A 14194-nucleotide genomic window follows, 5' to 3' on the forward strand; every position below is an offset into this window, starting at 1 on the left:
CCGATGCCTATATTTAAAAAAATTGTTATTCCCAAAAATAATTCTGTTCGTATGATTTTAGATGGCGTTACTGATGGATTTGAAGCCTTTGCGCTTGCTAAATTAAGTTCAGAAATTGCACAAGGTAAACCGCTCCTCTATGTTGTCCGTGACGGAACAAAAATTGTGCATTTACAACAAGTTTTAAATTTTATTGAGCCCAATTTACCCGTACTTCAATTTCCTGCATGGGATTGTTTGCCGTATGATCGTGTGTCACCAGGAATTGCTGTTATGGCTCGTCGACTATCAGCATTGGCACACATAGCAAATTTACGTAAAGATCCACATCCTGCAATTATATTAACAACAGCAAATGCGATTATGCAAAAGCTACCTCCTCGTGAAATGATAGAAGCTCAGCTTATTCACGCACGTGTTGGCCAGCGCAATAACATGGGAAATCTTATTCAATTTCTAGAAACCAATGGTTTTGAACGCGTTACGGTTGTCCGTGATGTTGGTGAGTTTGCTGTAAGAGGAGGAATACTTGATATCTTTTCTCCGATGGATGTTGAACCTTTACGTCTTGATTTTTTTGGAGATACCCTAGAAAGTATCCGCGTATTTGATCCAGAAAGTCAAAGGACAACAGGCCAAAAAACTGAACTTTTATTACAGGCAATGAGTGAGGTTGTTCTTACACCAGAACGCATCAATCGTTTTAAAAGCAATTATACCCGTACATTTGGTGTATCACAAAAAAATAACATGCTTTATGAAGCAATTTCTCAAGGTCGGCGTTTTGCCGGTATGGAACATTGGCTTCCATTTTTTTATGAAAACCTTGATAGCTTTTTTGACCATTGTGGCAACTTACCGATAGTTTTTGAGCATCTCATAGAAGAAGTCTTCATTGAGCGCTATCGTCTTATTGAAGACTATTATAACGCGCGCAAAGAGCGCGAAAATGATGAAAAAAATTCTACTTCTTATCATCCAATAGATCCTAGTCTTTTCTATTTAACGCCAAAGCGTGTTTTGGAAGATGTGCAACAATCTTCACAGCGTATTGATTTTTCGCCTTTTAATGTTCCACAAAGTTTGGAACAAACTGTTATTCACACCAATGTTAAACAAGGATATGATTTTGTAAAAGAGCGTAATGCGCAGGAAAAAAATGTTTTTTCAAGTGTTATTGATCATATCGCATCTTTACGCGCTGCTGGTAAAAAAGTGCTTTTAGCGTGTTGGAGTGAAGGATCTCTCAATCGTTTGTTACAAGTTCTCGATGAGCATGGATTGAAAAAAATAGATGTTGCAAAATCTTTGCAAACAGTCAAAGCAACACCTCGAGATCGCATATTAGCAGCTGTTATCATGATAGAACATGGTTTTGTGGCTGAAGATTTGGCTATTATAGCAGAGCAAGATATCCTTGGCGATCGTTTTATAAGATCGCCAAAGCGGCGTAAGAATAATACAAATTTTATTTCTGAAATTTCTGCTTTAAATTCTGGTGATATTATTGTGCATATCGACCACGGTATTGGCCAATTTGTTGGTCTTAAAACCATCAGAACCACTGGAATTTTACGAGACTGCCTTGAAATTAGATATGCTGGAGGTGATTTACTCTTTTTACCTGTTGAAAATATTGAGCTTCTCTCACGTTATGGCTCAGAAGGAACAGAGGTAACTTTAGATAAATTAGGAGGTGTTGCTTGGCAAGCACGTAAAGCTCGGCTTAAAAAACATTTATTGGAAATGGCAGGGCAATTAATCCGTATAGCTGCAGAGCGTATGACTCGTGCTGCGCCTGCTTTACTTCCACCAATTGGACCATTTGATGAGTTTGTTGCTTGCTTTCCCTATGAAGAAACGGAAGATCAAATGAATGCAATTGATGCTGTTTTGGACGATCTAGCCTCAGGTAAGCCGATGGATCGCTTGATATGCGGTGATGTTGGTTTTGGAAAAACTGAAGTAGCTATTCGAAGTGCTTTTGTTGCAGCATTAAATGGATATCAGGTTGCTGTTGTTGTACCGACAACTTTGCTTTCACGTCAACATTACAAAACATTTATTTCGCGTTTTCAAGGATTACCGGTTAAAATTGGACATGCTTCGAGGCTTGTAAAAGCGAAAGAACTTGCACGAGTAAAAAAAGGTGTTTCAGATGGTACAATCGATATTGTCATTGGAACCCATGCATTATTAAGTGGTGCAGTTAATTTTTTACGGTTAGGCCTTCTTATCATTGATGAGGAACAGCATTTTGGTGTCAAACACAAAGAGCGTTTAAAAGAGCTTAAAAGTGATATTCATGTTCTCACACTTTCAGCAACTCCCATACCACGCACTTTAGGGTTAGCTTTATCGGGTGTACGTGAACTTTCATTGATAACAACCCCTCCCATTGATAGAATGGCGGTTCGTACTTTTATTTCACCCTTTGATGCACTTGTTATACGAGAGACCCTGCTTCGAGAATATTATCGTGGTGGACAAAGTTTCTATGTTTGTCCTCGTATTTCTGATCTGGCTTTTGTAGAAGAATATCTCAAAACATATGTGCCAGAACTGAAATTCGTTGTGGCTCATGGACAAATGCCGGCTGGACAACTTGATGATATCATGAATGCATTTTATGATGGACAATATGATGTGCTGCTATCAACAACCATTATTGAATCAGGTCTTGATATTCCAACAGCCAATACCCTAATTGTGCATCGTGCTGAGATGTTTGGTCTTTCTGCCCTTTATCAGTTACGTGGTAGGGTAGGACGTTCAAAACAACGTGCGTATGCTCTCTTTACATTTCCTGCTGGTAAAGTTTTAACAACTGCTGCTGATCGTCGTCTTAAAGTGTTACAATCTCTTGACACCTTAGGGGCCGGTTTTCAATTGGCAAGCCATGACATGGATATCCGCGGTTCAGGAAATTTTTTAGGTGAAGAGCAATCGGGGCATATCAAAGAAGTTGGATTTGAACTCTATCAAAAAATGCTTGAAGAAGCTGTTGCTGAATTAAAAGATGGAGAGCTAAATGAAGATAAGCAATGGTCACCTCAAATTTCTCTTGGTACAACAGTGATGATACCAGAAAGTTTCGTGCCTGACTTATCATTACGTATGGGACTTTATCGTCGTTTAACAGAACTTGATGGTTTAGAACAAATTGATGAATTTGCAGCGGAGTTAATTGATCGCTTTGGTCCTTTGCCCCTTGAGGTTCAACATCTTCTTAAAGTCTTTCATATTAAAACATTGTGTCGAAAAGCACATGTAGAAAAATTAGATGTTGGACCAAAGGGGATTGTCATACAGTTTCGTAATAACTATTTTGCAAATAGTGTTGCTCTTGTTCAGTGGGTGGGAAAACAAGGTTCAATGGCAAAAATTCGACCAGATCAAAGTATTGCTCTTATTCGTGATTGGTCCACAGCGGATGAAAGGCTTGTTGGAGCAGCGAATATTATGACACAGCTTGTCGAAATGGCAGAACAACATTCTGTTTAAAAAATTTCTTTATTGTTTCAGAACTGTTACTCATTTTTATAAAATCATTCTATAAAAACAAACAGTTATTGATTTTGTATAAGAATAAAATTTAAGTTTATAATAAAGAACCCTTTATATATTTATTTGGTTTTTATTATATACGTATTGATATAATGAAGAAAATAGATTAGACGGTTGGACCGCATTAAATAGCACTTTCAATATAATAAGCTAATAAGCTCCTGTAAATTTTTTAGAAAGAATTTAGGTAAAGATAGCATGCTTTCTTCATTACAAAAGTGTCTAACTATCGTTTTTTTATTACTCACTTTAATACATGGCGTAAAAAACGCTTATGCTGAGTTATCTTCTGATGAACAATACCAACATTTAAAAAACAAAAGAAAGAATATTAAAGAGAGCATACAATTTATTGAAGAAAGTATATCTCATTTGGATATTTGGGAAAAAAATATTTCTAAAGCAGAATACTATGAGCGTTTACAGGAACGGAATAAGTTATATAAAAAACTGAAAACTCTGAAGGATGAATATTATAATCTTGGTTCGAAATTACAGGATCTAGCTGAAAAAAAACAAAAAATTATCTCTAGAATACATATAGCGAGAGAGTATGAAGTAGGGGAGTATGAAGAAAAGTTGATTAAAGCAAAAGACTATTTAAAAAAAACTCAAACGTTTAATGAATGGGGAATGAATGAGAAAAGTGGAGGTGATGATGAGATAATGAAAAATTATCTCATGTTTATTATTGCTTGCAATACGTTAGCGGATATATTGCAAAGTGATATAGGTGCTATTTTGCGCAAAGATTTTGATTGGAAAGATAAAGATTTTAGTTGGGCTAAAGGCGCAAATAATTCAATAAGTCCTAGTTTAGTCAGGGATATTAAAGAATTACTAACAGATGGCTCTTATAGTTATGAAAAACAAATATTTGACGATATAAAAAATAGTCTTACAGAAGATAATTGGTTTGTAAAAAGTGCACCTAAGCTTTGTAATACCATTAAAGAAGTACATAATATAATGCTTCCAAACAAGAAAAAGAATATTATAGATCGTATGCGTTTTCATGTTGAAGAATTATTCAATTAAAAATTATTTATTTGATTTATGTTGAATTATATTCAAAATAGAAAAATACTTAATTTTTCGTAACATTATAGTTTAGAAAATTCATAAAAAATAATGCTATGAGAATATCCAATTAAAAATTTACTCATATAAATACAGAGAAATTAAGCTGATATACTAAACAATAGTTAAAACATATTAGTAATAATATATTTTATTTTTTGAGTTATTACTTATTATTTATAATAAAGTAATATTATACACGTAATATATTATCTGTTATTCTTATCATATAAGATTTAATATATATATTAAATAATAAACTCATATATCTTTTTTATGTTTTCTTTTTATGCATAATTTTTTGTGCTTGTAGTTTTTTATTTTTATCTGATTAATTATTTTAATGACGATACATCTCATATCATAAATCTTGTTTCATTAATACGATAAGAGAGATTTTTTATAGCTCTAAGTTGTGTTATATAGGAAAACAAAATGATATTTTGAATTCATTTTTTCTTAAAACTTAAATCATTAACGATTTATATCTTTGATGTTGTGAAAGCTGAAAAGAATTTATCATTTTAGAAGCTTCTTTTATTTGAGAAATAACTTAAAATAAATTGATAAAAGCTACATTTTTTATTCACGTTATAAAGCTGAGAGATGATATTTGTACAGAGATGCAATAATAGATGTATAATATATGAGCATAAATTTATTATGGCTTTAGGCACGTGAGATGATTCATAGGGGGGGCCTTTGTTCAGTAGTTTTATCTATAAAACTAACTCCGCTTGTGATGTACAAGTGGATAAATTTTATTGATTCAATATAAGAGAGGTTTGCGCTATTAGGATCTTTCATACAATATAGAAATAGAAAAAAGATAAATTATTATTATAAATTAATATGTTATTATATTTTAAGAAAGTTTATTATAAATAAAATATTTTCAGCAGTTATAGATTTTCTCTCTAAGAAAATGTGTTGTTTAATTAAGAAAAAAGCACTTCTTTAGTAACGTATTTTTAAACTAAACTTTTTAGTTAAACGCTATGGAATATAAAATTTTTATTACAAAAGCGTATCACCATTGTTTTGTAAACAAGGGAAGAAAATTGTTCATTAGCAAAAAGTTCTCTTACAATTATGCAGAAATTTTAGACAATCAGTGGTTTTAATTCATTAAATGTTTCAATAATATCGTAGATGATTTTGTTTTTGTGTATCACACGAGGCACATAAGGAAAACAGTAAAATTTATCTGATATTTTGGAGCTTCATGCATTGCAACAACCTGTTGCTAAGGCTCTATAAGCTTAACATGAAGAGTAATAAATGTAAAAAGTTTAATTAGTAAGTTTTTTAGAGTAGTATTAGACTTTATTTTAATTAATATTGCAATATTGATTCGTTTGTGTAATCTTAGTTTAAATGCACAGAGGTATTTTATAGATAGATTATATCAAATACCAATGTGATGAAGAGGGGAATTATATGGGTGTATAAAAATAGAATGGCTCATCGTATTTTTTCTCTAAATTTGACTTTTTTTTTTATATTGAAGTAAAAATAGTAAAATTAATTGTTATTTCATTATAATTTAATAAATTTAAGTTGGAATTACATTTAATATTTTTTTTTAAAGTTACTTAAGAGCGCGTTGAAAGGATTAACTTAATCATGTCGCATAAAAATGTTTATTCTGCTGTTTCAGTATTAGTTGGAGCCGCTGCCCTTTTTCTTATAGCTGGTATTTCTGCAAATGCGCAAACTTTATCACAAGGTTGGTACAAAGTTTGCAGTAAGCAGCATGATGTTGATATTTGTAATACAATGAATACTGTATTATCGAATACGGGACAACCTTTAACGGCTTTTAATCTTGTTGAAATAAAAGGGAAGCAAAATGAAAAACGTATAGGTATTCAAGTACCTACTGGGCGTTTTTTGCCAGAAGGTGTTCACATTAAAATCGGTGACGAGTTCTCTAAAAAAATTCCTTATATTATTTGTAATGGACCAAGTTGTATTGCTAATGATGTCTTAGATGATAAGCTTATAGCAGCTATGAAAAGTGGAACAAAAATGGTTGTAACCACAGTTAATTTTCGTGGTTCAGCTAATCCTATTGAATTTTCTCTTAATGGGTTTACAGCAGCCTATACCGGTCCTGGTATGGAGGAAAAAGATTTCCAACAAGAACAAATAAAGCTGCAGCAAGCCATTCAATCAAAGCAAAAAGAAATTGAAGAGCGTATGCGGGCTGAGCAAGAAAAAGCAAAACAAAAGTAATAAACCCACACTATAGAATTGGTTGAAACGTTTTCTATAATTGTTTATTTGAACCGCCACAGTTTTCTGTGGCGGTTTTTTTAATCCTTAATTTTTCGAAAGAATTCTGCGTTTCCACCAACCAATACGTTCAGTTTTGGAAGAATCATTAGGCGTTGATGAAATAACAACGGATTGATTAATTGTTTCTTCAATTTGGGAAGGAGAGGTTTCTACAACTTCCTCCATCTCGATTACAGTTTCTTGCTCTAATATTTTTTGTATTTGCGTCTCTTTAGAAGATGATTTTTTACGTGTTCCACGTGTTGATTTTTTACTCTTTTCAAGAGCTTTATCTTCTACCTCATGAATAGATTTGTCTGCTTTTTTTGTTTTAGCTTTACGCATCGAACTGGTTGTAGGTTTTTCTTCAAGAGATTTTTGTTCTGCAACATTTTGATCATTCTCTAAAGAAAGCTGATTTTCTACTACTTTTGAAGAACGTGTTTTACGTTTTTTAGGTTTAATACTTGTATCAATTTTTTCAGATTCACCCTGTTGTTGTATATCTAGAGCTTGTGTATTATTTGTTGTTTCTTCAAGTTCAAAAGATTTAGTAGGCGAAATACGACGTTTGCGATGCGCTGCTTTAATTTCTGCCAAAGCTTGCTTAGCAAAATCTCCCACTGGTTCTGCGTAAGGAACGCGAATCTGATGAAAACTATTATCTTGATTGCGTCGACCACCACGACGTCCTCGACGACGTCCTCGACGATAAGAATCATCGTTCAAAGTATCTTCTTTTTTATGAACGTTGGAGAGAGAATGATCAGTAATTTCACCGTGACGATTTTTGCGCCTACGCTTTTGGTTTGTTTCAATGGGAGAAGGATTTTCAATAGATTCACTCTTTATGAAAACAGAATCTTCAATTTCTTGCTCATTGGCATCTTCCAATGAAGATCGAGAAATGCTCTCTGCTATTGAGCCTTTAGAAATAACAAGATGTTGCGTTCCAATACTATCATCTGCTTCAATACTAATATTAAGCTTAAAACGAGCTTCTAAATTAACAAGAATGTTGCGTTTATGATTTAATACATAAAGCGCTGTTGCTACGGGTGTGCGCACGATAATATTATATTGCGAATTATGAAGAAGATATTCTTCAATTGAGCGCATGACATGTAACGCAATGGATGATTCAGAACGTATATTTCCTGTTCCTGCGCAATGCGGGCAGGGCTGTGTTGTACTTTCTAAAACCGATATGCGAATACGTTGACGACTCATTTCTAAAAGGCCGAAGTGTGAAATATGACCTACTTGAATACGAGCACGATCGTTTTTTAAACAATCTTTTAATTTTTTTTCGACCAGCTTCACATTGCGTTCTTCAAGCATATCAATAAAATCAATCACAATTAAACCAGCAAGGTCACGCAAGCGTAATTGCCGCGCTACTTCTTCAGCAGCTTCAAGGTTAGTTTGTAAGGCTGTCTTTTCGACAGAGAATTCTTTCGTGGAGCGGCCAGAATTTACGTCAATAGCAACAAGTGCTTCTGTTTGATTAATAACAAGATAACCACCAGATTTTAAAGAAACTTGTGGTTGCAACATTTTATCAAGTTGAATTTCAATATTATTTCTTGCGAAAATGGGGGTAGGATCACGGTAAGGTTGCACAACTTTTGCATGACTTGGCATGAGCATACGCATAAAGTCTTTCGCTTCACGATATCCTTGGTCTCCAGAAACAAGAATTTCACTAATGTTCTTATTGTAAAGATCTCGTATAGAACGCTTGATGAGATTGCTTTCTTCATGGACAAGGCATGGCGCCGTTGACTCGAGTGTCAAAGTGCGAATAGTATCCCATAACCGCATAAGATATTCATAATCACGTTTAATTTCAGCTTTTGTTCTATTGGCACCAGCAGTTCGTAAGATAACGCCCATACCTTTTGGAACAGCTAATTCTTTTACGATTTCTTTAAGACGCTTACGGTCTTGTACGTTCGTAATTTTTCGTGAAATACCACCACCACGTGCTGTGTTGGGCATTAGAACAGAGTAACGACCTGCTAGAGATAAATATGTTGTAAGGGCAGCACCTTTATTACCACGCTCTTCTTTGATAACTTGTACCAACAAAATTTGACGTCGTTTAATGACTTCTTGAATTTTATACTGGCGCCCTTGTTTTCTTTGATAAATTGGGAGCTCTTCACGGATGTCCTCAGCACCGACCATTTCGATCTCATCATCAGAGATATCGGCATTTAATGCTTCTTCTGTATTATCAATTATTGTCGCTTCAGATGTGATGTCACTTTCAATATCGGCTGCTATGACATTGTTTTTTCCATTTTTTTTTGTTCTTCTGGAGCGTTTTTTATTTTTAGTTGCTTCTTCCGTAAAGGTATCTACAGAATTTTCTCCTATAGCTGCTTTTTCCTCTTCTTCAAGAAGAGCAAGTCGATCAGCAATAGGAATTTGATAATAATCAGGATGAATTTCAGAAAATGTTAAAAAACCATGTCGGTTTCCACCATATTCAACAAAAGCTGCTTGGAGAGACGGTTCTACACGCGTAATCCGTGCGAGATAAATATTCCCCTTGAGCTGTTTTCTATGTTCTGATTCAAAATCAAGTTCTTCAATTTTGTTGCCGTGAACAACAACAACACGAGTTTCCTCCGGATGGGAGGCATCTATAAGCATTTTGTTTGACATAAGTTAATATCCTGAAGGCGACATGCACAATTTTATTCAAACGAACGCTATAACTATTCGTAAACATAAAAGGCTGTCTGCCATAAAAGGGAGGTACCAGAAAAACAGGACGGAACACCACGTGCAGAGGCATGACTGCATTTACACCATTTCTCATCATTATTTCCATCTGTTTTTTATGACTCATATTTCTTAAAAGTCTCCGGTAAAATAATCTTTAAAACAGTTCGGATATCCGAACCAACGAATCTTAAGTAATGCAATCCTAATATTATAACATAGAAATTTTTCATCCATAAAAAAGTCTCAACGCATAATAGGCAAAAAACCTCTAAAGACAACTTAATATGAGTTACAGATAATTTAGATGACTATTATCAGCTAGGAAGCATAAATATTCTTTTATGTTGATATCATGCGTTTGGCAAGTAACAATGTAAATCATGTATAATTATAATATCTTTATGACCTTAATTTCGTTTTTGGGTGTTTATTTAGCTTTTATTGAAAAATAGAGAATAAATTGGTGTATCATTTTATATAACCAAGATAAATTATTACAAAGGTAATGTAGAGTATTTTGCTTATGATAAGAGTTTTTTTTACCAAAAAGCTGAAAACAGCTTATGGGGATGTTATTGTGCTCGTCACATACTTTTTATTATCTTTTTTTCTACTCCAAACCAGTGTTCAAGCCGCAGATCCTCTGAGACTTATTAATTTTCGAACCATTGGTGATAGTGTTCATACGCGTATTATTGCGGTTTTTAATTCAAAACCAAATGTTCGTTTACAGATTTTGGACAGGCCAGCACGTTTGGTTATCAATTTACCTACAATTGACTTTTCGATGCAAAATACGCCTTTAAAGAAACGGAATACATTATCCGTTATGCTTTCAGATGTACGTTATGCTTTCTCTGATATACAGACTTCACGCATTATTTTGACAAGTAAAACGGCTTTTGTGGTTGAAAAAAATGTCGTAAAAAAATTAAATAATGGTTTATGGCAGTTGCTGATTGATATTCGTAAAAGTACACAGGAAAAATTTGATGAGATATTAAAAAAACAGCAAAGAAGCAATTTTGATACAAAAACACAGTTAATGCCAGCATATAATTTCCGTGTTGTTCTTGATCCTGGTCATGGTGGTATTGATGGTGGTGCACGGGGTGTTACTGGAATTTTAGAAAAAGATGTGACTTTAGACTTTGCGCGTGCATTGCGAGACGAATTACAAAAGGATTCTCATATTACCGTTGCTTTAACACGAGATTCCAATATTTTTTTAAGACTAAGTGAAAGAGTTAAAAAAGCGCAAGAGTTTGATGCTGATCTTTTTATATCTATTCACGCGGATACGATTGATTTACATTCTCTTCGCGGTGCTACAGTGTATACCATATCAGACAAAGCCTCTGATGCCATTGCAAAATCTTTAGCTGAAAATGAAAATAAAGTTGATTTGCTTGATGGTTTGCCTGCAGATGAAACGCTCGAAGTTACAGATATTTTGATGGATCTTACACGACGTGAAACACATACATTTTCGGTTAATTTTGCAAATAGTGTTATTTCAAGTTTATCAAAGAATCATATTAACTTGATTAATAACCCACATCGGTATGCTAATTTTCAAGTTTTAAGAGCTTCAGATATACCCTCAGTCTTGATAGAGATAGGTTATTTATCCAATAAAGAGGATGAAAAGTTATTAAATGATCCTCATTGGAGAAAACAAATGGCAGCCTCTATTGCTCATTCTATTCGTCAATTTGCTGATTATAGGCAGAAAATGATACAGCCTCTTTAAATTTGTGAGAAAATAGAGTATCAGTATGGGCTTCTAGTGTACCTAGTATAAATAAAAGATAGAAAACAATTTCTCTTGAGCTCAATCTTGTGGTGATATCCACTTGGTGTGTTTGAAGTAACGTATTTTTTCTTTAATTAATTCTTAAGAAAGCGATAGCCGTTTTTATGATGATTTTTTTAAGATATCTTCTTCGTTTTTTTATTGCTATTGGACTTTGTGGTGCAATAACGTGGGGTGTTATGACCAGTGGTCAAGCAAATGCACTCCCTGATTATGAAGTTCTTTCACTTTATGAGCCGCCGGTAATGACCCGCGTCCATGCTTCTGATGGCCGTCTTATGGCAGAGTTTGCAACAAAACATCGCCTCTATTTACCGATTCAATCAATACCAAAGCTTGTTATAAATGCTTTTATTTCGGCTGAAGACAAAAACTTTTATCATCATTTTGGTTTAGATCCTGAAGGACTTTCTCGAGCTTTGATCAATAATATTCGTAATATTGGTTCTGGAAGACGTCCAGAGGGTGCATCAACTATAACGCAACAAGTCGCTAAAAACTTCCTTTTAAGTTCAGAAACAACGTTAGAACGTAAATTTAAGGAAGCTATTTTAGCAATGCGTATTGAGAAAACTTATTCAAAAGATCATATTCTCGAACTTTATCTCAATGAAATTTATCTGGGTCGTGGCACTTATGGTATAGCAGCTGCTTCTTTGACTTATTTCAATAAATCCGTCAATGACCTGACGCTAGAACAATGTGCTTATTTGGCTGCTCTTCCAAAAGGACCAGCAAATTATGATCCATTTAAGAATACACAACGTGCTATTGATCGGCGTAATTGGGTTATAGACCGGATGATTGCAAATGGATATGTAACGCGTGAACAAGGTGAAAAAGCGAAAGCTAAACCTTTAGGAGCGACAATACGTGGGAGTGATAGCTATGTTTTTGCGGCTGATTATTTTACTGAAGAAGTACGGCGTCGTTTAATACATCGCTATGGGGCTAAAACACTTTATGAAGGTGGGCTTTCCATTCGTACAACGCTTGATCCGCATTTACAACTTATTGCGCGACGTGCTTTGCACGATGGATTAATTAGATTTGATCATGCGCAAGGATGGCGTGGAGCTTATGCGCATATTGATGAGAAAAGTGATTGGGGGACAAAACTTGCAAATATCACAGGGCTAAGTGATGTTCCTGAATGGCGTTTAGCTGTTGTTCTTTCTACTAATCCCAACAAAGTAGAGATTGGTTTACAGCCACAGCGCGAAGCTTCAGGTATATTATCAAAAAAACGGGAAATTGCTGTTTTATCTGAAGCTGATTCAAAATGGGCACTCCATGTTGTAAAAGAAAATGGTTATCAAAAAACTGTTCAGAGCTTATCTCATGTTCTGCAAGTTGGGGATGTCATTTTTGTTGAAAAACTACCCAATACAAACAATACTTATCGTTTACAACAAATTCCAAAGGTTGAAGGTGCAATTGTTGCTATGGAACCTCATACAGGGCGCGTTCTTGCTATGGTGGGAGGATTTTCTTTTGCCGCATCTGAATTCAATCGTGCAACCCAAGCTTATCGCCAACCGGGGTCTGCTTTTAAGCCTTTTGTTTATGCAGCAGCTCTTGATAACGGATATACACCAGCATCCGTTGTTTTAGATGGCCCCATTGAAGTTCGTCAATATAATGGTGAAGTTTGGCAACCCAAAAATTATGGAGGTACCTTTGCAGGACCTTCAACATTGCGTTATGGTATTGAGCGTTCTCGTAATCTTATGACAATACGGCTTGCCAATGATATGGGAATGCCTCTTGTCGCTGAATATGCAGAACGCTTTGGGATCGTAGATAAATTGCAGCCTTATCTTCCCATGGCTTTAGGGGCTGGCGAAACAACAGTATTACGAATGGTTACAGCTTATTCAGTTATTGCCAATGGGGGACGCTCTATTAAACCTTCTCTGATAGACAGAATTCAAGATCGTTATGGGAAGACAATTTATCGTCATGATGATCGTATTTGCGAAAATTGTAATACGCATTCATGGAATAATCAAAGTGAGCCCACATTGATTGATGAAAGAGATCAAGTTCTTGACCCTATGACGGCTTATCAGATTACATCGATGATGGAAGGGGTTGTTCAGCGTGGTACTGCGGCACGTTTACGTTATCTTAATCGACATATTGCTGCTAAAACAGGAACAACCAATGACTCTAAGGATGTCTGGTTTATGGGATTTACTCCTGATATTGTCGTTGGTATTTTTGTCGGTTATGATCAACCAGCTCCGTTAGGATATAATGGAACAGGAAGTTCATTAGCTGCGCCTATTTTTGGTGATTTTATGGCAGATGCTCTTAAAGGGAAGCCAGATGTTCCCTTTAAGATGCCAAAGGGCATGATTTTAATGCCAATTAATCGAAAAACAGGAATGCTTGCCGAAAGAGGAGATCAAGATGTTATTATAGAAGCATTTAAACCAGGGACTGGTCCTGCTGATATATATCAAGTTATTGGGAGTACAAATTCTTTTCAAGAAGGTGTTCCTGCAGTAACGACTTCTCCACAAGTCAACAAAGCACTTGAAAGTGGGACAGGTGGGCTGTATTAATCGACAAAATCTCCTTTTGCCATGAGTCATGGTTTTTATCTCTTTTTTACAATGTCGGTTCTGTAAATTAGAGTGATAGAATTGTACCATTTTCTGATAGCAGCTATTAAATTTGTATAAAATGCTAAGAGACACAACCAAAAAG

General features: G+C 34.9%; 6 protein-coding genes. 5 read left to right on the forward strand and 1 reads right to left on the reverse strand.

The genetic code is table 11. The annotated features are described in order from the left end of the window. Positions 1-3: 3 nt before the first annotated feature. The 3 genes from mfd to ACFIKN_RS01065 all read left to right on the forward strand — a co-directional run bounded on the left by mfd (position 4) and on the right by ACFIKN_RS01065 (position 6885). The gene (gene mfd / locus ACFIKN_RS01055; protein WP_375657770.1) at positions 4-3504 is read left to right on the forward strand and encodes a transcription-repair coupling factor; all 3501 of its coding nucleotides are present in this window, start codon (positions 4-6) and stop codon (positions 3502-3504) included. A gap of 261 nt (positions 3505-3765) precedes the next feature. Continuing rightward, the gene (locus tag ACFIKN_RS01060; RefSeq protein WP_375631150.1) at positions 3766-4605 is read left to right on the forward strand and encodes a hypothetical protein; all 840 of its coding nucleotides are present in this window, start codon (positions 3766-3768) and stop codon (positions 4603-4605) included. Between the two features lie 1668 nt (positions 4606-6273). Beyond that, positions 6274-6885 carry an invasion associated locus B family protein gene (locus ACFIKN_RS01065; RefSeq protein ID WP_273791265.1) on the forward strand — a complete coding sequence of 204 codons (612 nt, stop codon included), beginning with the start codon at positions 6274-6276 and terminating at the stop codon, positions 6883-6885. Positions 6886-6972: 87 nt separating this feature from the next. On the opposite strand, the gene ACFIKN_RS01070 is transcribed toward ACFIKN_RS01065, so the two are convergent. Further along, positions 6973-9600, reverse strand: a complete 2628-nt coding sequence (locus ACFIKN_RS01070) for an Rne/Rng family ribonuclease (protein ID WP_375643435.1) — start codon at positions 9598-9600, stop codon at positions 6973-6975. Positions 9601-10186: 586 nt separating this feature from the next. On the opposite strand from ACFIKN_RS01070, the gene ACFIKN_RS01075 reads away from it, so the two are divergent. Both ACFIKN_RS01075 and ACFIKN_RS01080 read left to right on the forward strand, forming a co-directional pair. Further along, a complete protein-coding gene (locus ACFIKN_RS01075; protein WP_375657771.1) occupies positions 10187-11416 on the forward strand; it encodes an N-acetylmuramoyl-L-alanine amidase in 1230 nt (409 codons plus the stop codon). A 167-nt stretch (positions 11417-11583) separates the two neighbouring features. Next, positions 11584-14049: a penicillin-binding protein 1A gene (locus tag ACFIKN_RS01080; protein WP_375657772.1), complete on the forward strand. Its 2466-nt coding sequence runs from the start codon at positions 11584-11586 to the stop codon at positions 14047-14049. Positions 14050-14194: the final 145 nt, after the last annotated feature.

The organism is Bartonella sp. CL436QHHD (assembly GCF_042195105.1).
Taxonomy (GTDB): Bacteria; Pseudomonadota; Alphaproteobacteria; order Rhizobiales; family Rhizobiaceae; genus Bartonella.